General features: G+C 64.2%; 21 protein-coding genes. 7 read left to right on the top strand and 14 right to left on the bottom strand.

What is annotated here, in order from left to right:
• The first annotated feature begins 86 nt into the window (after window positions 1–86).
• On the top strand, window positions 87–1,205 hold the full coding sequence (locus CDV44_RS18595; RefSeq protein WP_087689515.1) for a DJ-1/PfpI family protein: 1,119 nt from the start codon (window positions 87–89) through the stop codon (window positions 1,203–1,205).
• 9 nt (window positions 1,206–1,214) lie between these two features.
• Here the strand turns inward: CDV44_RS18595 and CDV44_RS18600 are convergent, their stop codons facing one another.
• Both CDV44_RS18600 and CDV44_RS18605 read right to left on the bottom strand, forming a co-directional pair.
• Window positions 1,215–2,234: a GlxA family transcriptional regulator gene (locus CDV44_RS18600; protein ID WP_249277619.1), complete on the bottom strand. Its 1,020-nt coding sequence runs from the start codon at window positions 2,232–2,234 to the stop codon at window positions 1,215–1,217.
• Window positions 2,235–2,314: 80 nt separating this feature from the next.
• The gene (locus CDV44_RS18605) at window positions 2,315–3,469 is read right to left on the bottom strand and encodes an ABC transporter substrate-binding protein (RefSeq protein ID WP_087689519.1); all 1,155 of its coding nucleotides are present in this window, start codon (window positions 3,467–3,469) and stop codon (window positions 2,315–2,317) included.
• A gap of 219 nt (window positions 3,470–3,688) precedes the next feature.
• Between CDV44_RS18605 and CDV44_RS18610 the strand changes: the two genes are divergently transcribed.
• Complete coding sequence (locus CDV44_RS18610) at window positions 3,689–5,080, top strand: LLM class flavin-dependent oxidoreductase (protein WP_087689521.1); 1,392 nt, start codon at window positions 3,689–3,691, stop codon at window positions 5,078–5,080.
• On the opposite strand, the gene CDV44_RS18615 is transcribed toward CDV44_RS18610, so the two are convergent.
• Complete coding sequence (locus tag CDV44_RS18615; protein WP_087689523.1) at window positions 5,047–6,147, bottom strand: tartrate dehydrogenase; 1,101 nt, start codon at window positions 6,145–6,147, stop codon at window positions 5,047–5,049. The two genes, CDV44_RS18610 and CDV44_RS18615, sit on opposite strands and share 34 nt — an antisense overlap.
• Window positions 6,148–6,259: 112 nt before the next feature.
• Between CDV44_RS18615 and CDV44_RS18620 the strand changes: the two genes are divergently transcribed.
• Complete coding sequence (locus CDV44_RS18620; protein ID WP_087689525.1) at window positions 6,260–7,228, top strand: LysR substrate-binding domain-containing protein; 969 nt, start codon at window positions 6,260–6,262, stop codon at window positions 7,226–7,228.
• Window positions 7,229–7,239: 11 nt separating this feature from the next.
• Here CDV44_RS18620 and bglX read toward each other — a convergent pair whose 3' ends face one another.
• Window positions 7,240–9,561, bottom strand: a complete 2,322-nt coding sequence (gene bglX, locus CDV44_RS18625) for a beta-glucosidase BglX (protein ID WP_087690722.1) — start codon at window positions 9,559–9,561, stop codon at window positions 7,240–7,242.
• 282 nt (window positions 9,562–9,843) lie between these two features.
• On the opposite strand from bglX, the gene CDV44_RS18630 reads away from it, so the two are divergent.
• The 3 genes from CDV44_RS18630 to CDV44_RS18640 all read left to right on the top strand — a co-directional run bounded on the left by CDV44_RS18630 (window position 9,844) and on the right by CDV44_RS18640 (window position 13,870).
• The gene (locus tag CDV44_RS18630; protein WP_371328796.1) at window positions 9,844–11,388 is read left to right on the top strand and encodes a glucan biosynthesis protein G; all 1,545 of its coding nucleotides are present in this window, start codon (window positions 9,844–9,846) and stop codon (window positions 11,386–11,388) included.
• A gap of 369 nt (window positions 11,389–11,757) precedes the next feature.
• A complete protein-coding gene (locus CDV44_RS18635) occupies window positions 11,758–13,137 on the top strand; it encodes an MFS transporter (protein WP_087689529.1) in 1,380 nt (459 codons plus the stop codon).
• A gap of 262 nt (window positions 13,138–13,399) precedes the next feature.
• Window positions 13,400–13,870, top strand: a complete 471-nt coding sequence (locus tag CDV44_RS18640) for a hypothetical protein (protein WP_087689531.1) — start codon at window positions 13,400–13,402, stop codon at window positions 13,868–13,870.
• An 18-nt stretch (window positions 13,871–13,888) separates the two neighbouring features.
• Here CDV44_RS18640 and CDV44_RS18645 read toward each other — a convergent pair whose 3' ends face one another.
• Window positions 13,889–14,251 carry a MarR family winged helix-turn-helix transcriptional regulator gene (locus CDV44_RS18645; protein ID WP_249277660.1) on the bottom strand — a complete coding sequence of 121 codons (363 nt, stop codon included), beginning with the start codon at window positions 14,249–14,251 and terminating at the stop codon, window positions 13,889–13,891.
• Window positions 14,252–14,425: 174 nt separating this feature from the next.
• Window positions 14,426–15,388 carry an alpha/beta fold hydrolase gene (locus tag CDV44_RS18650; RefSeq protein WP_141118764.1) on the bottom strand — a complete coding sequence of 321 codons (963 nt, stop codon included), beginning with the start codon at window positions 15,386–15,388 and terminating at the stop codon, window positions 14,426–14,428.
• A gap of 238 nt (window positions 15,389–15,626) precedes the next feature.
• Between CDV44_RS18650 and CDV44_RS18655 the strand changes: the two genes are divergently transcribed.
• The gene (locus CDV44_RS18655; RefSeq protein WP_087689544.1) at window positions 15,627–16,103 is read left to right on the top strand and encodes a GNAT family N-acetyltransferase; all 477 of its coding nucleotides are present in this window, start codon (window positions 15,627–15,629) and stop codon (window positions 16,101–16,103) included.
• On the opposite strand, the gene CDV44_RS18660 is transcribed toward CDV44_RS18655, so the two are convergent.
• The 8 genes from CDV44_RS18660 to CDV44_RS18695 all read right to left on the bottom strand — a co-directional run bounded on the left by CDV44_RS18660 (window position 16,104) and on the right by CDV44_RS18695 (window position 23,320).
• Entirely contained in the window at window positions 16,104–16,922 is an 819-nt protein-coding gene (locus tag CDV44_RS18660; RefSeq protein WP_087689546.1) for a DUF4852 domain-containing protein, read from the bottom strand.
• Window positions 16,923–16,978: 56 nt separating this feature from the next.
• Window positions 16,979–17,764: a hypothetical protein gene (locus CDV44_RS18665; RefSeq protein ID WP_087689548.1), complete on the bottom strand. Its 786-nt coding sequence runs from the start codon at window positions 17,762–17,764 to the stop codon at window positions 16,979–16,981.
• Between the two features lie 238 nt (window positions 17,765–18,002).
• On the bottom strand, window positions 18,003–18,692 hold the full coding sequence (locus tag CDV44_RS18670) for a hypothetical protein (protein ID WP_087689550.1): 690 nt from the start codon (window positions 18,690–18,692) through the stop codon (window positions 18,003–18,005).
• Window positions 18,689–19,438 (bottom strand): RNA polymerase sigma factor, encoded by a 750-nt coding sequence (locus tag CDV44_RS18675; protein WP_087689551.1) that lies wholly within the window; start codon window positions 19,436–19,438, stop codon window positions 18,689–18,691. The genes CDV44_RS18670 and CDV44_RS18675 overlap by 4 nt, the downstream gene beginning before the upstream one ends.
• Before the next feature lie 107 nt (window positions 19,439–19,545).
• Entirely contained in the window at window positions 19,546–19,971 is a 426-nt protein-coding gene (locus tag CDV44_RS18680; protein WP_087689553.1) for a hypothetical protein, read from the bottom strand.
• A gap of 74 nt (window positions 19,972–20,045) precedes the next feature.
• Window positions 20,046–21,467 (bottom strand): histidine-type phosphatase, encoded by a 1,422-nt coding sequence (locus CDV44_RS18685; RefSeq protein WP_141118765.1) that lies wholly within the window; start codon window positions 21,465–21,467, stop codon window positions 20,046–20,048.
• Window positions 21,468–21,674: 207 nt separating this feature from the next.
• Window positions 21,675–22,499 (bottom strand): IclR family transcriptional regulator, encoded by an 825-nt coding sequence (locus CDV44_RS18690; RefSeq protein ID WP_087689557.1) that lies wholly within the window; start codon window positions 22,497–22,499, stop codon window positions 21,675–21,677.
• Window positions 22,496–23,320, bottom strand: coding sequence for an IclR family transcriptional regulator (locus CDV44_RS18695; protein ID WP_371328785.1), 825 nt, complete (start codon window positions 23,318–23,320; stop codon window positions 22,496–22,498). Before CDV44_RS18695 ends, CDV44_RS18690 begins: the two co-directional genes overlap by 4 nt.
• Between the last annotated feature and the right edge of the window lie 113 nt (window positions 23,321–23,433).

Here is a 23,433-nt window from a genome sequence, read left to right on the forward strand (position 1 = left end):
GTTGGCAGAATCTGCGGCATCGCTGTCATTGCGGGGAAGATCGACGCGTCGCTACGCTAGGCGTCTTTCTTTCGCCTGAAACGTCGATGCCCTGCCTTCGCGTAATCTTCTGCTCCCTGCTCGCGCTCGTGCTCTCGCACACTGCCCCTGCCGCCACGGACACGGGCGACCGGGATGCCGCTGTCATCGCACAGCGCGATCTTCAAGACGCTTTGTCGAAACGGCCACGCGATCCGGTCATTGCCGTCATCGCATTAAACGAAGGCACGGAAACCACCGACTTCCTCGTCCCCTACGGCGTACTCAAACGTGCGGGAATCAAGAATGTGCAGGCGGTGGCCGTCGATGATGGCGATATCACGTTGATGCCTGCATTGCGTGTCGTGCCCGACACCACCTTCGCTGACTTCGACGCCCGGCATCCAGCCGGTGCCGATATCGTGATCGTGCCCGCCATGCATGCCGACAACGACCCGCGCATTCTCCATTGGCTGCAACAGCAGGCTTCGCATGGCGCGATGATCGTGGGCATCTGCTCCGGCGCGCGTGTATTGAATCAGGCAGGGCTGTTGAAAGGGCGTCGGTTCACCGGCCACTGGTACGACCGCAGCGACCTGCGTGACGCCAACCCTTCGGCTCGCTATGTGCCCGACGTGAGATATCTGCACGACAACGGCATCGTCACGACAACTGGCGTCAGTGCATCCGTGCCGCTTGCGCTTGCACTCGTTGAGGGAATCGCTGGCCGCGACCGCGCGCTCGACGTGGCACGATCGCTTGGCGCAACCGACTGGTCGGCCCAACATGTGAGCGCGGGTTTTAAATTGAACGCCCGACGTTTGTGGACGGTGGCAAGCAACGCCGTGAGTGTGTGGCGACATGAAACGCTAGCCATTCCCGTCGCTGACGGGGTCGACGATATCGCGCTCGCGCTGACCGCGGATGCGTGGTCGCGCACTTGGCGCACAACCGTCATGGCAACCCCCGCCTCGACGCACAGCACCGACCGAGTGCGGCTCGCCAGCGGCCTGACCCTCGTGACGACAGCGCTACGCCCCAGTGCTGCACGCCCGCTGGCGTTGCCGCCGAACCGCGACGCGATGACCCAGTTCGGGCAATCACTCCATGACATTGAGCAACGCTACGGCGCTGCCGAGCGCGATATCGTGGAACTCGCGATGGAGTATGTTCCGCCGTCGCGCTAGCCGCCCCCGTTATGCCTCGCGGCGATAGTCGGCCATCGACGTGCCGAACGTCGCGCGAAACGCACGTTGCAGCGCATCGACGCTTTGGAAACCACTGCGTTGCGCCACACGCTCCTGCGTCCACGTCGTCTGACGCAATAACGACGCGGCGAAGTCCACGCGCGAACGTGTGACGTATCGCGCAGGGGACGTGCCTGCCTCTCTTGAAAATGCCCGCGAGAAATTACGCGGACTCATGCGGGCGACAGCGGCAAGCGCATCGACGGACAAATCGCCGTCGAGGTGGCTTTCAATCCACGCGATCACATCGCGCACCGGCGATGACGCACCGCTTTGCAGCGTCAGCGAACGGCTGACTTGCGACTCGGCTCCCCCGCGTACGACAAACAGCGCGAGGTCGCGGGCAATATCCATCGCCACCGTGCGACCGAGATCGGCTTCGATCATGCCCAACGCCATATCGATCCCGGTAGTGACGCCGCCTGATGTCCAGACATTGCCGTCGCGCACGAACACGCGGTCGCGCTGCACCTGCGTGCCGGTGCACATGGATTCGAGACGGTCGCAAGCGCGCCAGTGCGTCGTCGATTGCCGCGCGTCGAGCAGCCCCGCCGCCATCAGCACGAATGCCCCCGTGCACACGCTCGCCACGCGACGCGCCTGTTGCGCGGCCTGCGCCATCCATTCAGCAGCACCATCGTCAAGAATGGCACGACGTAGCGCGGCCTCTTCGCCACCGGCGACGATGATCGTGTCGATCGGATCATCGGGACGGAGGGTGCCGCCAAGCGTCGACAGTGCCAGCGTGTCGGCAAGCGACAACCCGGCACTGGTGTGCACATTGCCGCCGTGTGGCGAGGCGATGGAGATGCGATAGGCCCCCGGCACCGCGAGCGAAGCCTTGGCGAAGGCGCTGGCCGGCCCGGCGACGTCAATGGCTTCCACGCCTTCGAAGGCAATGATGACGACGTGGCGGCAAAGACCGGAGGTATCAGCGGCGGTGTGGTTGGAACGAGCCTTGGCTGTCACGCATTTCCCCATGCAAACGCGAGCGACAATGCCCGCACGCAGGCGAGCATTGTAACGAGCGCACGAGAACGATGCGGGCCTTAGCGTGCCGCCTGCGTGAACTTGTTGAACGACGGATCGAACAGCCCCCGCACGTCGAAGCCCTTGGCAAGCGTGCCGGTCTTCACGAAATCGTCGACACTCTTCTGCGCCTCGGCGATTGACGCTTCAGTGAGCGGCTCGTAGCGAACGCGCGACGTGCTGAACCACTGATGGGCAAGCTTGGGATCGATGCGCGACTTGGCCGCCCACACGTCGGCATAGCGATCGATGTGACGCGAATCGGCGAGCGACCAGTCGCGTGCCCGTTGATAACGCTGCACGAAGTCACCCAGCAACTCGCGCTTCGTCTCGATGACCTTCTCCGTAGTCGACAGATAACTCTGTGCAGCGATCAGCCCACGCGCCGTCACCACCGTGCGAGCCCCCGCTTGCCGCAAACGCGACACGTACGGCTCCCATGTGGCGGTGGCATCCACCTTGCCTGCCTGCAATGCCGCCGCCGAATCGACCGACGCCAGATACGAATATTTCACGGCGTCGAGCGGCAACCCGGCCGACGTGAGCGCCGCCTGCACCAGTTGCTGCGACCAGCCGCCGCGCGTGATGGCCACCGTCTTGCCCTTGAGATCCTCCACGGTCTTGATCTGCGTGTGCGGCCCCGCGAGCAGCACGACGCTGTCGGGGCTGTCGCGATAGATACCGATGACCTTGATCGGCGCACCCTGCGCGGCGAGGAACAACACCGGGCCGTCGCCTTGCAAGCCGATGTCGAGCGCGCCTGCATTGACGGCTTCGATCACGGGCGTGCCCGCCGGAAACTGCTTCCATGCGACTGTGTACGGTGCATCGCGAAGCACACCCGAAGCTTCGAACAAGCTCTGCGCATTGAAAGCCTGATCGCCCACGACGAGCACCGGCTTCTCCTGCGCCTCTACAGCAGTGAACGGCAGAATCGCGGCGACACTCAGCCCGATCACCAGCGCACGACGCAGGCGCGAACGCCATGCGGGCCACCGGTTGCGTAACGTCGTCGCCAGATCGCTGCGTGCCGACTGCGCAAGCGTCGCGCGTATCAGCGCGGCACGGGACGGCAGCGGTGCGGCGATAGCCGGTGCAGGCGTGTGACGTTCAAGGGACGGGACGACAGGCGCGATGTGGGCGGTGTAAGCGAGATGGGAGGGCGAGTGCGTCATGACATGGCACCACGCGCGAGCGCAGCGATGAGAGTGGACGGACCGGCCAGTCTATGCAGACGGCGCTGGCCGCCCAACCATCCATTCTTGCGATGATTAGTGCGCACGCAACGCGTTTGCTTATGCAGGTTTGCTTATCGGATTTCGTTGTTTGTGCCGTCGCGCCGCGCTCAGTATCTTGGTCGTTTCCAAAGCCCCGAGCGCGAGACGCCAATCGTCATGAGTCAACCTGCCCGCAAGCTCCGGCTGGGCGCCTACATGTCGGGTTCCGGCGTGCAAGGCGACAGCTGGCGCCATCCCGATACCGACACCGACGCGCACCTGCATTTCGCGCGCTACCGGCACTACGCGCAAGAACTGGAGCGTGGCTGCTTCGACGCGCTGTTCTTCTTCGACAACCTCTTTATGTCGACCGATCCGGTCTCGCTTGCGCACAGCCCGGGGGCGCCGCGCTGGGACCCGGTCGTCCTGCTCGCCGGTCTGGCGGGTGCGACCCAACACATCGGTCTCGTCGCCTCGGTAAGCACGACCTACAGCGAGCCGTACAACGTGGCTCGCGCGTTTGCCTCGCTCGACCATCTTTCGGGCGGGCGCGCCGGATGGAATCTGGTGACGTCGACGGGCGGCGGGGAAAACTTCAATCGTGACGATCACGTCGATCATGCGCTGCGTTATGAACGTGCCAACGAGTTCTACGATGTCGTGACGGGGCTATGGGATAGCCATGCCGACGATGCCTTTCCGCGCGACAAGGCGACCGGCCAATGGGCCGACCCGGCGCGTGTGCGCAAACTGGATCATCGCGGCAAGCACTTCCGTGTGCGGGGGCCGTTGAGTGCGCCGCGCCCGGTGCAAGGCTGGCCGGTGATTGCACAAGCGGGTTCCAGCGAAGCAGGACGTGAGCTGGCCGCACGCGCGGGCGAATTGCTTTACACCGCTGCGCAGGACATCGACGACGCGCGCGCCTTCTATACCGATGTGAAAACACGGGCGCTCAAGTACGGACGCCGCCCCGAGCATATTTTCATTCTGCCGGGTGTCGCGCCCATCGTCGGGCGCACGCAGGCCGAAGCCGAGGAGATTTACGACGCGTTGCTGGAACACCGCGACCCGGCCGTCGCCTTACATGCCCTCGCCAACTACGCGAGCCTTGGCATCGATCTCGGCAGCCTGCCGTTCGATGCCAAAGTGCCACTGCCCGAGCACGTGCCGGAGACCAACTCCCACAAGAGCCGCCAGAAGCTGCTGGTCGACTGGATCCGGCGTGAACAGCCGACCGTGCGCCAGTTGTACACGCGCTTCACGGCAGGGGGCCATCGCGTGCTCGTCGGCACGCCCGAGTCCATTGCCGACGACTTCCAGCACTGGTTCGAGACGGGCGCGGCCGACGGCTTCAACATCATGTTTCCGAGCGCGCCGGCGGGCATCACATCGTTCGTCGATCTCGTGGTGCCCGAGCTTCAGCGGCGCGGCCTGTTCCGCACGCATTACGAAGGCCGTACCTTCCGCGAGAATCTCGGTGTGCCGGCCGTCCCGAACCGGCACTTTGCCCCACGTAACGCGCAGTCGGCGACGGATCAGCCTGCGGAGACGACCGCCGCAATCGCCTGACCGACCTCGGTCGTATTGGCTTTGCCGCCCATATCGCCGGTGCGCGGGCCGTCCTTGATGACCTGCGTCACGGCGGCGAGGATCGCGTCATGTGCTTCACGGGCGCGGCCTTCGCCCTTGCCGAGGAAGTCGAGCATCATCGCCGCCGTCCAGATCATGCCGATCGGGTTGGCGATGTTCTTGCCCGCGATGTCCGGTGCCGAGCCATGCACCGGCTCGAACAGCGACGGGAATTTGCCTTCCGGGTTCAGATTGCCCGACGGCGCGATGCCGATGGTGCCCGTGCATGCCGGGCCCAGATCCGACAGGATGTCGCCGAACAGGTTGGACGCCACCACCACGTCGAAGCGATCGGGGTTGAGCACGAAGCGCGCGCACAGAATGTCGATGTGCTGCTTGTCCCACGTCACGTCCGGATACTGCCCGGCGGCTTCCGCTGCACGCTTGTCCCACCACGGCATCGAGATCGAAATGCCGTTGCTCTTGGTCGCAACCGTCACGTGCTTGCGCTGGCGTTGCTGGGCCAGATCGAAGGCAAACTTGAGCACGCGCTCGGTGCCGTGGCGCGTGAACACCGACTCCTGCACCACGAACTCACGCTCGGTGCCCTCGAACATCACACCGCCGATCGACGAATATTCGCCCTCGGTGTTCTCGCGCACGATCATGAAATCGATGTCGCCCGCCTTGCGTCCGGCCAGCGGCGAAGGTACGCCGTCGAACAGGCGCGCCGGGCGCAGGTTGATGTACTGATCGAACTCGCGACGGAATTTCAGCAGCGAACCCCACAGCGAAATATGGTCGGGCACGGTCTCCGGCCAGCCCACGGCGCCGAACAGAATGGCGTCTGCCCCTTCGAGTTGCTGCTTCCAGTCGTCCGGCATCATCTGGCCATGTTCGACGTAGTAGTCGCAGCTCGCCCATTCAATGTGCTGGTACTCCAGCGCAATACCGAAGCGCTTGGCCGCAGCGTCGAGCACGCGCAGGCCTTCGGGCATCACTTCCTTGCCGATACCGTCGCCGGGAATCACGGCAATGCGCAGGGGGCGTTGGGACTTGTCGGTCATGGGTGTCTCTCCTGAGGGTTGGCAACGTCCGGGCCTAGGACGAATGCCGCTAGATTATTCCATTCCGGTCCGGATAGAATCCCCCAATCGGTTAATCCACTATCCACGAATCGTGAATAAACCCGTCAGCCCCCATCCTAATCATCCGAGTCATCCCAATCTCGACGACCTGCGCGTGTTCTGTCAGGTCGCGCGCCGGGCGAGCTTTTCCGCTGCCGCCGAGGCGCTGGGTGTCTCGCCCGCCTATGTGAGCAAGCGCGTCGGCATGCTGGAAGCCGATCTGGGCACCCGGCTGCTGCACCGCTCTACCCGGCGCGTCGCCATCACCGATGCCGGAGAGCGTGTCTATGCGTGGGCCGAGAAGATTCTGGATGATGTGAATCACCTGATCGAAGACGTCTCGAGCACGCGCCAGGTGCCGCGCGGCACGCTGCGGGTGTCGAGCAGCTTCGGCTTCGGCCGCCACGTGGTCGCGCCGGCCATGTCGCGGCTGCGCGCCCGGCATCCGCAACTGAACGTGCGGCTCGATCTGTTCGACCGGATTGTCGACGTGGCCGCCGAAGGCTACGACCTCGACGTGCGCATCGGCGACGAGATTGCCCCGCACCTGATCGCCCGCAAGCTCGCGGACAACCATCGTGTGTTGTGCGCGTCGCCCGCGTATCTCGAACAACACGGCACGCCCCGGCAATTGAGCGACCTCACCGGCCACGCGTGCATCGTCATCAAGGAACGCGATCACCCGTTCGGCATGTGGCGCTTGCAGCAGCGTGGCGAGGCGGTGTCGCTCAAAGTGACCGGGCCGTTATCGACCAATCACGGCGAGGTGGCGGTGCAATGGGCGCTCGACGGGCAAGGCATTCTGCTGCGCTCGATGTGGGATGTGAGCGCGCTCATCGAACGTGGCGCGCTGGTACAGGTGCTGCCCGACGTGATGCAGCCCGCCAACGTGTGGGCGGTGTATCCGTCGCGCGTGGCGTCGTCGGCAAAAGTTCGGGCCTGTGTGGAATTCCTCGCCGAGGAGTTCCAGCCACAGGCCCGTTTGATGTCGTCGCCGGAAGTGCGAGCGACGGGTGATTAACCGCTTGCGGTTTATTGAAGGACGAAGCCCGCCTGCTTCACGTTCTGCGAATCGAGGCCGATCTGCACGTTGAAGTCCCCCGGCTCGGCGACGTATTGCAGCTTCGCGTTGTAGAACTTGAGCAGGCTCTCGTCGATGTCGAAGTGCACCGTGCGCGATTCGCCCGGCTTCAACGCCACCTTCTGGAAGCCCTTCAGTTCCTTGACCGGACGCACGATCGACGCCGCCACATCCTGCAAATACAACTGCACGACGGTCTCGCCCTCACGCTTGCCCGTATTGCGCACGGTGACGCTGGCGTCGAGCTTGCCGCCCGCCGCAAGCGTCTTGGCCGAGAGCTTCACGTCGGACACATCGAACGTGGTGTAGCTCAGTCCGTAGCCGAAGGCATACAGCGGGCCGGAGTCTTCTTCGAAGTATTGCGACGTGTAGTTGGCCGGCTTGCCCGGGGTGAACGGACGGCCAATGCGCAACTGGTTGTAGTACGTCGGGATCTGCCCGATCGAGCGCGGGAACGAGATCGGCAGCTTGGCCGACGGGTTGTAATCGCCGAACAACACGTCGGCAATGGCATGACCGCCTTCGGTGCCGCTGTACCAGGTCTCAAGCATGGCGTCGGCGTTTGCCTTCGGCCAGTTCAGATCAAGCGGACGGCCGTTCATCAGCACCACGACCAGCGGCTTGCCGGTGGCCTTGAGCGCCTGCAACAGCGCCAACTGGCTGCCCGGCAGCGACAGGCTCGTGCGGCTCGATGCCTCGTGCGACATGCCGCGCGACTCGCCCACGGCCACGATCAGCGTGTCCGCTCCGCGTGCCACCTTCACGGCTTCGTCGATCATCTGCTTCGGCGTGCGCTTGTCCTGCACGACTTCGGGGTTGTCCCAGTCGAGGAAGTTGAGGTACTCGACCACACGCTTGTCGTCGGTGATGTTCGCGCCGCGTGCATAGGTCACTTGCGCGTTCGTACCCAGCGCGTCGCGCACGCCCTGAAGCAGCGTGACGGCCTGATCGGCCTTGCCCGCCGCCGACCAACTGCCCATGATGTCGATCTTCGCATCGGCCAGCGGCCCGATGACGGCGACCTTGCCCGCCTTGCGCAGCGGCAGCGTGCCGTGCTGATTTTCGAGCAACACGATGGACTTGCGCGCTGCATCGCGGGCCGCTTCACGGTGCAGGCGAACCGGCGCATTCACATCCTTCGGATCGTGCGCCGCGTCGCCGATACGACGGTACGGATCGGCGAAGAGCCCCATGTCGTACTTCGCGCCGAGCACTTCGCGCACAGCGCTGTCGATGTCGCGCATCGGCACGTCTCCCGACTTCACGAGATCGGGCAGGTTCTTGAGGTACTGCGTGTCGGCCATGCTCATGTCGACACCGGCTTCGATAGCGAGCTTGGCGGCTTCGCGGCCGTCCTTGGCCACGCCATGACGCAACAACTCGTCAATGGCACCGTGATCGCTCACGGTCACGCCCTTGAAACCCCACTCATCGCGCAGCAGATCACGCAGCAGCCACTTGTTCGACGACGCCGGGGTGCCGTTGATCGAGTTGAGCGCGATCATCACGCCGCCCGCGCCCGCATCGAGACCGGCGCGATACGGCGGCAGATAGTCCTGATACATGCGCATCAGGCTCATGTCGACGACGTTGTAGTCACGCCCGCCTTCCACCGCACCGTACAGCGCAAAGTGCTTCACGAACGCCATAAGGCTGTCGGGGTTGGCCGGGGAGGTGCCTTGAAAACCCTGCACGCTGGCGCGCGCACTCTGCGAAACCAGATACGGGTCTTCGCCAAAACCTTCGGACGTGCGGCCCCAGCGCGGGTCGCGCGAGATGTCGACCATCGGGGCAAACGTCGCGTCGACACCGTCGGCACTCGCTTCGACAGCGGCCACGCGTGCGGCCTGTTTGACGACGGACATGTCCCAGCTGGACGCCAGCCCCAGACTGATCGGGAACACCGTGCGATGCCCGTGCACGATGTCGTAGGCAAAGAAGATGGGAATCTTCAGACGGCTTTGTTTGACTGCGGCGTCTTGCAACGGACGGTTTTCCGAACGCGTGACCGAGTTGAACGTGCCGCCCACGCGACCGGCCGCAATCTCCTCGATGAACTTGGCTTGCGGCATGTCGCCGCCGATGCTGATCAGGCGCAACTGACCGATCTTCTCGTCAAGCGTCATGCGAGCGATCAAGTCATCGATGAACGCCTGCTTGGCCGCCGCCGAGGGCATGGCGAGCGCTACTGCGGGCGTATCTTGTTGGGTGGCAGGTGCGGCAACCGCCGATGTCATCACGAAGCCGGCCGCGAGCGCCAGCGCGGTGAACATTTTCATCTGATAGCGTCCCAATGAAGCTCGACGGGGCCGCCCCGCAGCGCTGAACCGCGCGGTAACATCGCCCGTCTTGTCGTCAGAAGCCGCGCACTGCCATATTGATTTGAACCGCGTGCGCGACACGAAGTCCGATACTTTGCCACAATGTGGTGCGCCGCCATTCGCGTTTCGCTCATTAATGCGGGCGATTTGGCGTGATTCTGCTCAATTTTTCCGGAGAATTGCGTGCTTTTGTCCCCCTTCGCTGTGTCCTGGCGCCAACGCGCGCGCACCTTCGTGCCCGCGCTCTCGGCTGTGGTTGCCCTGCTGGGTGCAGCACACGCGCAGGCGTTCTCGCTCGATGACGTCACCGCGCGCGCCAAAACGCTGGCCGATACCCCCTATGTCGCGCCCACGAGCAACCTCACGCCCGCGTTCGCGCAAATGCAGTTCGGCGACTACATCAAGATCCAGCCCAAGCGCGAAAACTTCGAGTGGAAAGATCAATCCACGCCGTTTCGTCTGGGCTTCTATCACCAGGGCATGCAGTTCAGCTCGCCGGTGAAGATCAACGAGATCGTCGGAAGCAATGGCGCCGATAAGGTCAGCGAGATCAAGTACGACAGCAGCCGTTTCGACTTCGGCGATCTGAAGCTCGACCGCAGCGCCACGCATAACCTGGGCTATGCAGGCTTTCGCGTGCTTTACCCGATCAACGAACCCGGCAAGCTCGACGAGATCATGAGCGTGCTCGGCGCGAGCTATTTCCGCGTGATCGGCAAGGGACAGGTCTACGGGCTCTCCGCGCGCGGACTCGCCATTGATACCGGCTTGCCCATCGCGGAGGAATTCCCCGCGTTTCGCGAGTTCTGGATCGTGCGCCCGACCGGTGACGAGAAGCGTCTGGTGTTCTACGCGCTGCTCGATTCGAAGCGTGCCACCGGGGCGTATCGCTTCGAACTCTCGCCGGGCGAAGACTCGGTGCTGAAGGTGCAGGCGCGTGTGTTCATGCGCGGGCCGGTGACCAAGCTGGGCGTTGCGCCGCTCACGAGCATGTTCCTGTTCGGCCCGAACCAGCAGCGCGATCCGTACAACTTCCGCCCGGCACTGCACGATTCGAACGGTCTGGCGATTCATGCCGGTAACGGCGAATGGATCTGGCGCCCGCTCAATAACCCGCGCCATCTCGCCATCAGCCAGTTTCAGGTCACCAACCCGCGTGGCTTCGGCCTGTTGCAGCGCGGCCGCGACTTCTCGCAGTACGAAGACCTGAAGGATCGTTACGACTTGCGCCCGAGTGCGTGGATCGAGCCGCAGGGCGACTGGGGCAAGGGGCACGTCGAACTGGTCGAGATTCCGACCGCCGACGAGACCAACGACAACATCGTCGCGTTCTGGACGCCCGATCAGTTGCCGCCCAAGGGCCAGCCGCTGCAAGCCGATTACACGATCCACTGGACGATGAACGAGCGCGGCATCATCGATCGCAATGTCGCGTGGGTGAAGCAGACGCTGCGCACGGCCGGTGAAATCACGCAGGCCAACCTGATTCGTCATTTCGACGGCAGCACGGGCCTCGTGGTGGACTTCGACGGCGGCCCCCTCGCGTCGCTGCCCGCAGGCGCTGTCACGCCGCAGGTGAGCGTGAGCGACAACGCCACGATCATCGAGCAGACGCTGCAACCGAACCCGGTGACGCGTGGCATGCGCCTGAATCTGCGCGTGATGGTCAAGGACCCGGCCAAGGTCACCGAGCTGCGTGCCGCGCTCGTCTCCGGCGGTAAGGCCGTGAGCGAGACGTGGAGCTACCAGTTGCCGCCGTTCTCGGTGGCCAAGCAGTAAGCAGAAAGCCTGACGTGCTCTGCCGCGACCGGCCTTCGGGCCGGTCGCCACCCCTCTCCTGCCCTCGTGGCACCCCCGATTAAACATGCACTTAAGTGCAATGTTCCGTCATGTAAAACCCTTAAACGGCAATATATGGCTTGCAGCGTTGGCGTTTTTCGCGTTTACTGCATGCACAATATTGCATAAATAGCCACCTTCCGGCCTCCGGAAAGGTGGTTTGCTTCATCGGCATGTCATTGGCGGCCTACCGCTTGTGGCAAGCAGGACGCCCGTGAAGCCCGGCCTCGTGCCGCTTGCGTCGGTCAAAAAAATCCTGAAAGACTCTCCGCACTTCGACGGAGGGCGATTTGTTATGGAGACACCCGCATGCGACACATCGACGTTCATCATCTTGCCGACGAAGCCCGCTTCAACGGCTATCACGGCCGCATCCTGATCTGGTGCGCCCTCATCATCATCTTTGACGGCTACGACCTGGCCGTCGCGGGCATCGCCCTGCCGTCGATCATGAAATCGATGGGCGTGGACGCGACCAGCGCCGGCTTCATGGTCAGTTCCGCGCTGTTCGGCATGATGTTCGGCGCCATCGTGATGGGCATGGTCGCAGACAGCATCGGGCGGCGTAAGGCCATTGCCATCTGCGTGCTGATGTTCTCGCTCTTTACCGCTGCGGCGGGCCTCACGCACGAACCGATCAGCTTCTCGATCACGCGCTTTCTCGCCGGTGTCGGCATCGGCGGCGTGATGCCGATCGTCGTGGCCCAGATGACCGAGTACTCGCCGCGCAAGCTGCGCGGCACGCTCGTCACGCTGATGTTCTCGGGCTACTCGGTCGGCGGCATGCTCGCCGCACTGCTCGGCAAGGGGCTCATCGAATCGTACGGCTGGCAGTCGGTGTTCTTCGCCGCCGGGGTGCCTGCGCTGCTGGTGCCGTTCGCGATGCGCGCGCTGCCGGAATCGATGCCCTTCCTGATCCGCACCGGCCGTCACGATGCGCTCAAGCAAGTGCTCGCCAGACTGTCGCCCGCCTATGTTGCACAAGCGGGTGACCAGTTCGCCTTGCCGGGGAGCGATCGCAAGTCTGCTGCCCCGCTCTCGCGTCTGTTTCAGGACGGCCGGGGGTTCAGCACGGCCATGCTGTGGGTCGCGTTCTTCATGTGCCTGTTCATGGTGTATGCGCTCAGCTCGTGGCTGACCAAACTGATGGCCAGCGCCGGCTATAGCCTCGGCTCGGCCCTCACGTTCGTGCTCGTGCTGAACTTCGGCGCGATGCTCGGTGCGATTGGCGGCGGCTGGCTCGCCGACCGCTTCAACATCAAGTACGTGCTCGTCGGCATGTACGCGCTGGCAGCGGTTTCGATCACGCTGTTGGGGGTGAAGGTGCCGACGCCGGTATTGTTCGTTCTCGTCGGTCTGGCGGGTGCTTCGACCATCGGCACGCAGATCGTGACGTACGCCTATGCGGGGCAGTTCTACCCGATGGCGGCGCGCGGCACAGGTATCGGCTGGGCCTCGGGCGTCGGTCGCAGCGGTGCGATTCTGGCGCCGATCGTGATCGGGGTGCTGGTAAGCATGTCGCTGCCGTTGCAGCAAAACTTTATGGCGATCGCCATTCCCGCCGTGGTGGCTGTCATTGCGGTGTTGCTCATCGACCACAGCAAATCGGCAACGGTGCAGCAGCAAGCTGCGGCGACGGCGCGCAGCGATGTACGGGGATTGGCGAATGGCGCGGGGGAACCTGCGTAATCACGCGCGTCAAGGGTGCCGGGACTCAATGGTGCTTCACAGCTTTGCATGGCAGCGCGCACGCGCGTTGCCATGCGAGAATCGCGCCGCGACTGGCACGGGAATGCCGGTCGTTTTCCGGTGACGTGCCACACCTTGGTGCAGGGGCAAAACAACAATAGCCCGAGGCGGATGCGCGACATGTGGAAGATCATTCAACCCGAGCACCTCAGGTGCCGATAACCAGATATCCGTCCCGTCGGATGGTCTGGGGAAAAACGACATGTTGCGCTCCGCATCTGCCTTAGCCTCTGCTGTATTCAGCACTATCGCGCTGGCCGCCGTGCCATTCGTCAGCGCCCCGGCCCTCGCGGCCCCTCCTGCCGATACGACCGGTGCCGTTGCGACCAACGTCGTGCAGATTTCCAACCGCCAGAGCATTACCAGCGACGCCGTGTTTTCCGGCGCCGCAGTGGCCACGCTCGGGGCCGACGCCTTGCGTGACGCCCATGGCAACTTCGGCGTGAACGTCGCCGCGGGTGCGCTCAACACGCAATCGAATCAACTGGTGCTCGCCAGCGCGTCCAATGTGCTGATCAACTCGCATCAGGACATTCGCAACGCTGCCACGGTCAACGCCGCGACGAATGCTTCGCTGGGTGAGCGCGCATTGATGGGCGCCTCGGGCAACATCGGTGTGAACGTAGCCGCAGGCGTCGCCAACGTCCAGTCGAACGCACTCGCCATTCACTAAGCGAGCGCGCGGCAGACGTTATTCGTCGGTCGGGAATTGTGTTTGCAGATTGCCCAGCCAGCGCGCAACGACAGTGAGTTCGGCTTCGCTGAAGTCGGCGTGCAAACGCGCGTTGAGTTCGGCCAGCACCTCGCGGGCACGGGTAATCGCTTTGCGACCGGCCGCCGTCACGCTCAGGCGTGTGGCGCGGCCGTCGACGGCGTCGGCGTGGCGTGCCAGCAAGCCGGCGTTCACCATGCGGTTGGCTAGCCCCGTCATCGACGAGGGCGACAGATGCAATGCCGTCCCCACTTCGCCAACCAGCGCGTCGTCGTGGTGCAACAGATAGAAGAGCACGCCCGCCTGCGCCGCGCTCACGCCAGCGCTGTCGTCCGCGCGCATGTCGATCCACCGTTGCACGTGACGTTGTCCGACGTTGAGCAGGAACAGCAACCGTCGATCAATGGCCTCGGTGGCCTCAGTGGCCTCGCTGGACTTGGCAGACTTGTTGGGGGCGCGATGAGACGTCTTGGCAGCCGGGGGAGGTGGAGTGACCGGAGGTTTCGCTTTGGGCATTCAGGCAAGGTGAGTGGAGACCGATGAGAGTGGCGCCGGCGCACTCGCTCGCGCCATCACGCCCTGCCCCGCTTGTCCTGCTTCCACTACCTCGTCTGCCTCGCCTGTCGACAACAGCCAATCGATAGTCTCGGGCCACAGGAACGCGCCGGCACGCTGGCGAAAGTATCCCATATGGCCGATCGTTCCGGTATCCGAACAAATAGCTTCGATGGTGCGGCGCACCACGGTGGTGTTACGCAATCGAGAGACCAGCGCTTCGATGCCGGCGGGCGTCGCCCAGAGATCGTCATCGAACCCCATCGACAGAATCGGCGTGCGCACGCGTGCAAAACGCGCTTCGGCATGCAGCGTCGGATCGTCGAAGAAGTAGTTCTCCAGTCGCGTCCAATCGCTCCATTCGAGGAATACCCCCGCAGGCAGGTCTTCACCGAGACCCAGCCGGCTGCCCGGCATATAACCCATGGCGCGCGTCAGCAATGGTCCGATCCAATGCAGCAGCAACGTGATGCGCCGGCATTCGCGAAGGTTGGTCACGACGCGCATCGACCCGGCATGCGAGGCAATTTGTACCGCAGCCCGCAGCAGATTCGTGCTTTCGCACAGTCCGATGGCGTGCCCGCCAAAACTATGACCCACGGCATAAAGCGGCAGCGATGGGTATTGCTGATGGGCCCAGCGAGTGACGCCTTCCACATCGAGATCGGCCCAGTCGCGCATGCGCGTCTCGAAACCGCGCAAGCGTGATGGCCGCGAGCCGTCGATGCCCCGATAGCTATAGGTAATGGCGATCAAACCCCGTTGCGCCACGTACTGCGCGAAGGCGAAGTACAGCCGCTCGGGGACCGCCGTCGCCGGATGCACGAGCACCACACCGCGCGCTGGCAACGTCTGCGGATACCACGCATGTGCGCCAAGCGGATACCCGTCGACGGCTTGTATTTCCAAGGCAAGGGATGACATGGCTTCACTCCTCGGCGCGTCATGCTTCGGGGGGATTGGGGGGGATTGGGGGGCGCGCCTCTGATGCAAACGGTGACCTTTCAATTTATTTCGCATGCGAAGTATATGTCATATTTTGTTTCGCTCACGAAGTAAATTAGAAGAAAGCCACGACGTGATCAGGGCCTTGCACCAAGCCGTGCACCGTCGAGGAGTAAGCTGACGACCGCCCCTATCCCCTCTTGTCTGGATCACTGCCATGACCGATTTCCTCGCCACCGCACAGGTGCGCAGCGCAACACGTGCCGACTTGCCCGCGATCGTCGCGCTGCTGGCCGACGACGTGCTCGGAACGTCGCGCGAGAGCACCGACCCGCAAGACCTGCCGATCTACGAGCGCGCGTTCGACGCGATGACCTCACAGGGCGGCAATGAATATCTGGTGGTCGAGCGTGAGGGGCAGCTACTGGCCGTGATGCAGTTCACGGTGATTCCCGGGCTATCGCGGCGCGGACGTACACGCGCGCTGTTGGAAGGGGTGCGCGTATCGAGCGCCTGTCGTGGCCAAGGTGTCGGCCGCTGGTTCTTCGAGCAAGTGATTGCACGAGCGCGCGCGGCCGGCTGCACGCTCGTGCAACTCACCACGGACAAACGCCGTGACGATGCACGGCGTTTTTACGAAAGTCTTGGCTTTCACGCCACTCACGAGGGCATGAAACTCGATCTCCCCGAGTAATTACTGCGACGCCAGCACGTTGCCCTGGCGGTCGACCAGCGTCACCTTGACGATCTGCGCGCTCACCGCCTTGTTCGCGATATCGGCGGACTGTGCGAACGCATAGACCACCAGATTCGGCGCTTCGCCGCGTGCACGCATCGACTCGATCTTGCGCGCTGCGTTCTCGTCCTGCACGCTCAGATCGTGAAAGCGCTCCCCGTTGCTGAAGCTCAGACGGTAGTCGCCGTTGTCGAGGAAGTAGCGGTATGACCCGGCCTCGGAGAGCGAGCTATCCAGCGGGAACGCTTTCTTGTCGAACGCGTACTGGCGGATGCCGTTGTTGATCGTCATGCGGAAGTAACGCTGCGTCTTGGCTTGCGACACCGAGCCGTCGATCTTCGGCTTGAGCGCGTCGAGCAGATCGTGCTTGCGGAACTCGTCATTCGAATTCGCGTAGTCCCGCGACATGCGCCGGGCCACCTGATCGTAATCAACGGGCAGATCTGCCAGCGCCAGATACGAGAACATCAACTGATTGCCGCTGTTCAGTTCGGCGTAGCTGGCGTCGGGCGTGGCGGGGTCGGCTTTCGGCAGACTGTCCTGCACCATCTGTTTTTGCAACTGCTGGGCGGCCTGCGGCGACTTGACGTCGTTGAGATTGGCAGGGGCCGCAGCGGCCTTGTCCGTCGGCGCGTTGGCGCCCTTGTCAACTTTGTCACCACAGGCCGCCAGCCCCATCGCGCAGGAGGCGATGAGTGCGGCGAACAGCAAACGCTTGACGGGCTTGGCGGGGCTGACGGATTTAGCGATCTTGGTCGAGTGGTTGAGCGTAGTCATGGTGGTTAAATCCTGATGGGTTGTCGTGGAGGTATCGCGGTGATCGAGGCGCTCGCTTAGCGCCCGGCGAGGAAACCGCGCAAGCCGGTCCCGGCGAGATACACGCTGACGATCAGCGACAGGTAGGCACCCAAGCCGAGCGAAATCGCCTTGAGGGCTTCACGCACCATCTGCGACGCGAAGTCCGAGGCCATGCGTCCGGCATCGCGTCCACCGAAGTACGACGCTGCCGTCTTGGCCTGCGACAGGCCGTCGCTGATGTTCAGATAGATGGCAATGCCGATCACGACCATGAAGACCAGCGGCAAGAGGTTCGCCAGATGCGCACGGCGGTCTTTGACGAAGTAAGGGGCCAGTGGTGCGACGATCGCCAGCACGGCCACCAGCCCGTAGATCCCCGCGCTGCCCCCGTTGCCGCCCATCGCGTTGATGACACCGCCCGGCGAGTTGATCAGGCCCAGCAACTTCCAGAACGAGATACCGACGCGGTAGTCCGCCGAGACCTGCACCGACACCACGTTGAGCATGAACCAGCCAATGGCAAGCAAGGCCATCGCCCCCAGCGTGCGCGGACCGAAGCGGGCGACGAGCGCGTTGCCCTTCTGCTTGACCGCCGCCATCGCCTCGTCGGCCGCTTCGCGCGCCAGTTGGCTCTCAGCGACAACGCTCAACGTGATCACGCGGCCGGTGTCGTCGAGCAACGCCTCGACGGTCATGTTCACCGCCGGGGCCTGCGACGATTGCCACACGCCTTCCAGGTCGAACGGATGCTGACGCGAACCGATCATCACGAGACCGGGGCCCGCGCTCGTGTCGCGCAAAATCTTTCCACGTTGCTTCATGTCGCTTTCTCCGCAATAGGGTTGCCATTTCACGGGTTCACCGTTTCGGCGTTCGTTGATCCGCTGTTCGGCTGGCACCTCCCTGACAGGTGGCGTGCGTCGCAGCAGTTACTCCCCTATTCGGAGCCCGGTCGAAAAACCGGGAGACTTTTTTCAGATTTTTTTGTGCTGGCCGTGGCCATAAAAAGCGGGGACCGAAGTCCCCGTCGTCGACACGCCGATGCCTCAGCAGTGAATGCTATTTGCCGTCGCTCGCGACATCGCCATAAACGATGAGCCCGGTCGCCTTGAGGTCGGCCAGCGCCTTCTTCGGGTCGCCCGCAGGCACTGCCAGCCAGAGCATGCCGTCGTCGTCCGGCCCGCGCACGATGTCGAGTTGAAGATCGCCAAGCGTCTTGCGAACCTGCGCGACGGTCGTCGTCTCGACAAAAATCACCTGCAACAGCGGCACGCCCGGCGCCGGTGATGCGCCGCCCCGCAGGGTGCTCGTGCCTTCGGTCGGCACGGCCAGTTTCTCCAACCCGGCGAGACGCACGGTTTGCAGCCCCGTGAGCAATGCCAGCGCCGCCACCGAAGCAAACGCCCAGCCCCGGCCCACCGGCGCACGCCACCAACCGCGCAGACGATCGGTCAGCGAGGCCGGTTTGCGCTGGCTTTTGGCGGTGCCGTTCGATGGCTTCGCACGCGCGGCAATCGTTTGCGCATCGGGCAGATCGTCGAACGCCACCAGCGGCGCACGCTCGGCGTAACTCGTTTCAATGGCTTCACGCGTGGCGCCGGCGAAATCGCGCTCCTCGCGCACGATCGATTGCCAATCGGGATGCGCGGCGATTTGCGCGTCCATCCACGCCCGTTCGCCCGCGTCGAGCTTGTCGCAGGCGTAGAGAAACGCCAGTGAGCGGAAACGTTCCAGTTCGTCGTGATTCACTCGCCCGTCTCCTTTGCATTGCCTGAAGTGCTTGTCTTGCCCAAGCCCAGTTTGCGCGACACACACCCGCGCATGCGCTCGCGCGCCTTCTTGACCCAGCCGCGCACCTGCTCGCTGTTGATCAGCACGCCGGGGGGCAACGTGCGTTGCATCTCCACGGTCATGTCCGCGTACGAGAGGTCCTCGTCGAGCGCCAGTTCCATGGCCAAACGATAGTTGGGATTCGAGCCGGCGGGCAGCGCATCGAGACACTTGCGCACCGCGCTCTGGATCTGATTGCCGTAGATGCCGTCGGCGGCACTCGGCCACTCGCACGCGATGTCGTCGGGGTCTTCCATCGGCGCATCGCCTGCGATCTGACCGAAGTTGCGCGTGTCTGCCGGGTCGCCGGATGGCTTGGCATCCTCGGCGTCATCGTGGGTAAAGCGGGAATGTTTGTAGTGCACGCGCAGCACATCGAGCGCGCAGTACCGGGTGATCATGTTGACCCAGGTCTTGACGGAGGCGCGCGACGGATCGTAGTCCTGCGCGCCCGTCACGATCTTGCACCACGCCTCCTGAACGGTCTGGCGGGCGAGGTCGTCGTTGAAACCGGTCGCCTGAAGCGCCTGCCGGTCGAGCGCACCGGCCATGCGATTGTAAAACTCGCGATGGGCCAGCTTGACGGCAGCGCTGCCGTCCCCCGGTTGGCCGAACTTGCGCAACAAGCGCGTGAGTTCTTCGTTTTCGATATCGTCGCGTTTCATGCGGGCTCACGTAGTCCAGCCGCGAATTCTACGTGAGTTTGGCCGCCGTGGCGCCGCACGAATTTTACGTTTCCTTGCGCTTGCCCGAGGCCACGGCGAGGCCTGTGTCAGGCGTTCAGCCGCCGGGCAGATGTTGTCGCTGGCGCGTGCGTGTTGATCGCCTCGGCAAACTTCATCAGCGCGTGGCTGAGTGCCCGCATCGACCGCCCCAGCAGCGGACACCAGCAAGTTTGGTCGGCGAACCACAACTCAACCGTGAGCCAGACCTGATCGCGCACGGTATAGATCTTCACCACCTTCATCTGACGGTTGATCTCGTCCATCGTAATCAACGCGCGAGAGAGTGATTCCTGCGATTCGATCTGGTAGACGTTAGGCAGCAGGAGCTTGCCGTAGCCCGGATCGCTCTGGTCGAAACACAGCACGTATTGCAGGCCTTCGCGCTTGAACGCGATATCGCCGTCATCGTCGAGATGCGCCGAATAGCCTTCGCCCTGAAGGTAGGTGAGCAGGGTCTGGATGTGGTCTTGCATAGCGGACTCCAAGGGTTAGCCGACACTACCCCATTCGGAGTGACACGCTGAAACCGGTCGCTTTTTTGGGCGGACTACCTCACCGCCTCAAGGCACGCCGGTGTCAGCGCTGACTTCGCCCGCTGTGCAAAGGCCGGCCAGCGACATGCACGGCCGTCCGGGCCGTCGGCACAATCGGCCAACGGCAGCGTGACGCGCTTGGCCGGCTCATCGAGCGAGAGCGCGGTGAGCTGACGCAACTGCTGCATTGATTGATAGATGAATTCGACCCGCACGAACGGCTCGCCTGCCGGGTTGCGCCAGAGCGAGAACACCAGCGCGCCGTCGGGCGGGGTGTTGTCAGGCTGATCGGGAAGCTGCCAGTCGAACTTGAGCATGCCGGCCAGATTCGCCACGTTGGTGTCGTGGCCAGTGAGCACATACACCCGGTTGCCGGCCGGCAACACCGGGCCGCGCACGGGCGCGGGCGGCGGTGCGCCCGCTTCGGCGGCCGAGCGGGTCAGTGCGTCGAGCACGACCGCGAGCAGCGGCGTGCCGTTGGTCGCTGCGAGATAGGGTGTGCGGTCGAGCAGATCGCGCTGGGCGTTGTGTGCTTCGAGCAGGCGTGCCCAGTCGCTCTCGTCACGAATGCGTCCCCAGGCTACGTCGTTGTCGGGGAAGCCCTCGCCGTATTGCAGCAAGAAGACCTCCGACGCGGTGGCCGCGCTGCCAAGGGCACCGCGCAGCGTCACGCCGCTTCCGTCGCCCTCGACACGCAGGCGCGTCGGCACGTCTTCAACTTTGCAGTTGCCCTGTGCACCGCACGCCGGACTGCGCGAATAGCCGAGCACTTCGCCCATGCGGGCAATCGTGGCGGCATAACGTTTATTGAGGCCCGCAACACCATCCGGCGCGAGACGCGCTTCAATCGCACCGCGCGCCGCGCCCGGGTCAAGCGGGCAGTCACCGGCGGCCACCGGATGGAACACGGCGTCGTACGTGGTGAGATCGGCTTGATGGGCCGTGCGCATGTCGCAACCCGGCGCGATGCCCTGCATCAAGGCGCTGCCGGTCTCACGCGTGCGTTGGTCGATGTCGGCCCAGCCGTAGACGGTACCCGGTGCGGGGCAGGTGTTCTCGGGCAAGACACGGCGCGCGCGCAGCCAGTCGCCGTAGTAGCGGCCCATGCGCTCGGCGAGCGAGCCGCCACGCGCCGTCAGATAACCGGCTGGGACCACCCAGCCGGGCCACGCGTCGGGGCTCAGCTTGTCGAGCGGCGGATGCGCATGCGTCGGAGACCGAACCCCATGACGGCTCACGATCACGGTCGAGACCAGCGTCCAGTCGGCGGGCATGCCGTCGACCTGAGCCGCCGACTCGGTCGGACGGGCGGGGCCCGGCTGCTGTTGTGGCGGTGACGCGCAGGCACTCAGCAATGCCGCGATCATCAGCGTCAGAGGCAACGTCCGGGCGAGCGCAGCGGCTTTCCCACGGGATTCGACGGGCATGCGAGTCATGGCGGCAGTGTGTCGGAATGACATGGATGGCGTTGGCGCCCATCTTAACCTTGCCGCCATGACATCGCGCAGTGCCGCAATTGCCCCGTCGTGCCCACGCGACGGCCCATGAATTTTGATGCCGGGGCCGCGAATTCACGGCCCCGATGTGTTACCGCATTGCGACGAACGACGACACCCGTGCGACGCCTTGCGACGGCTCGTGGGCTACACCGCCGAATCGGGCGAGCCGTCGTCCAATGAGCGACCGACGGCGCCAAAGCGCCACGACAGCCGATGCGCTGCGGCGATCAATGCACGGGCCGGTTCGCCCTCGGGTGTGGTGTCGAAGCTGCCGGACGACCCCATCAGCGCCAGCACCAGCGTGACTTCGCCGGTGTGATCGAACACGGGCACCGCGACGGTATCGATACCGGGCACCGGATTGCTCAACGCGGTATCGAGGCGATGCGTGCGAATGTCCGCCAGCCGGCCGTCGTAGTCCTTCGGTGGCTTGGCAGCACGGCCGTCCGCCCCCAGACCGGCCATGCGCACACTCTCTTGCGCCAGCATGCCGTCGAGCACCGCCGGCGGTAGAAACGCGGCAAACGTGCGCCCGATGGCCGTGTTCACGAGCGACAGCACGGTGCCAATGCGCAGGCTGACGTGTTGCGGGCGCATCGCCTCTTCCAGCCGGACGACGGTCGGCCCCACGGGACCCAGCACGGCCATCGCCGCCGAGAGACCCGTGGCCTGTGCCAACGCCAGAATCTCGGGCTCGGCTTCGCCCGTTGGCGAGAGACGTTGCAAGGCCATCAGGCCCAGTTCGAGACTGAGCGCGCCGGCTTCGAAGTTGCCGTTCGCGTCGCGGCTGAGCAAGCCGGCGCGCTGAAGGCTCACCAGATGCGGATGCGCCTTGGCCGGGGCCATGCCCGCATCGCGCGCCAGACCGTTGAGTGGCAACGGGCGCGCCGCCGCGACCAACGCCTCAAGCAACGCGCCGGTGCTCTCCAGTGCCTGAATGCCGCGTTGTGGCTTCGTCGGCTCGCTCATGCCAGTTCCTCGTTGACTTGTCTTGCGATGGCGTTGGCCGTCTCGCGCAATGCCGTCGCGGCAGCCCCCTGCCAATCGACATCGAGTGCCGCCGTCGGACCGATGGCGGTGAGTGCGAGCCGCAAGCGGCCGCTGGCATCGAACACGGGCACGCACAGGCTGCTGACCGACGGGCTCGGCGTGTTCACGCTGCGTGCCATGCCGTGCGCGCGCGTCTCGTCGAGGAGTTCGGCAAAGTGGTGTTGCTCATCGGCGTTGCCCGGCATTTGCTCATGCCACGCGAGCGGCCAGCCGGCTAACGGCGTGAACGCGCAGAACGCGCGGCCGGTAGACGTCGTCGTGAGCGACATGACCGACCCCACGTGCAAGTTCACATGCAGCGGGAAGGCCGCGCGCTCGAAGTGCACGACGAGCGGGCCTTGCGGTGCCGGGGTAGAGATCGCCACACAGAAGCCGGTTTCACGCGCGAGCGCCACCACGCGCGGGACGGCGGCGCGATACGCGGGATCGTTCTCAAGATGGAGCAACGCCAGCCGCAACAGCATCGGCCCCGGCGCATAGCTGCCTGACATCGGATCGCGCTTGAGCAACCCCAGCCGCGTGAGACTCACTAGGTAAGGGTGCGCCTGCGCGGGCGGCAGACCGGCCAGCGCCGCCAGATCGCCCGGTGCCAGCGGCCGCCGTGCCTGTGCAAGCGCCTGCAACACGCGGGCGGCAACGTCCACGCTTTGCACGCCGCGCGAGACACGTGCGGGCTGGGCGCCATCGTCGTCGAGGCTGTCGGAGGCACGCGCCATGTCGCCCTTTGGAATTCGGTTCATGCAGAGGGGGAGCGGACTCCCGGAGAAAAAGTGGCCTAGATTCTAAACAAGTCGCCGCAGCATGCCCGGAAATGGGCATCTCAGGGTTCTCCCGGATGTTTCGAATCACCTGC

The organism is Pandoraea sp. PE-S2R-1 (assembly GCF_002179865.1).
GTDB lineage: Bacteria > Pseudomonadota > Gammaproteobacteria > Burkholderiales > Burkholderiaceae > Pandoraea.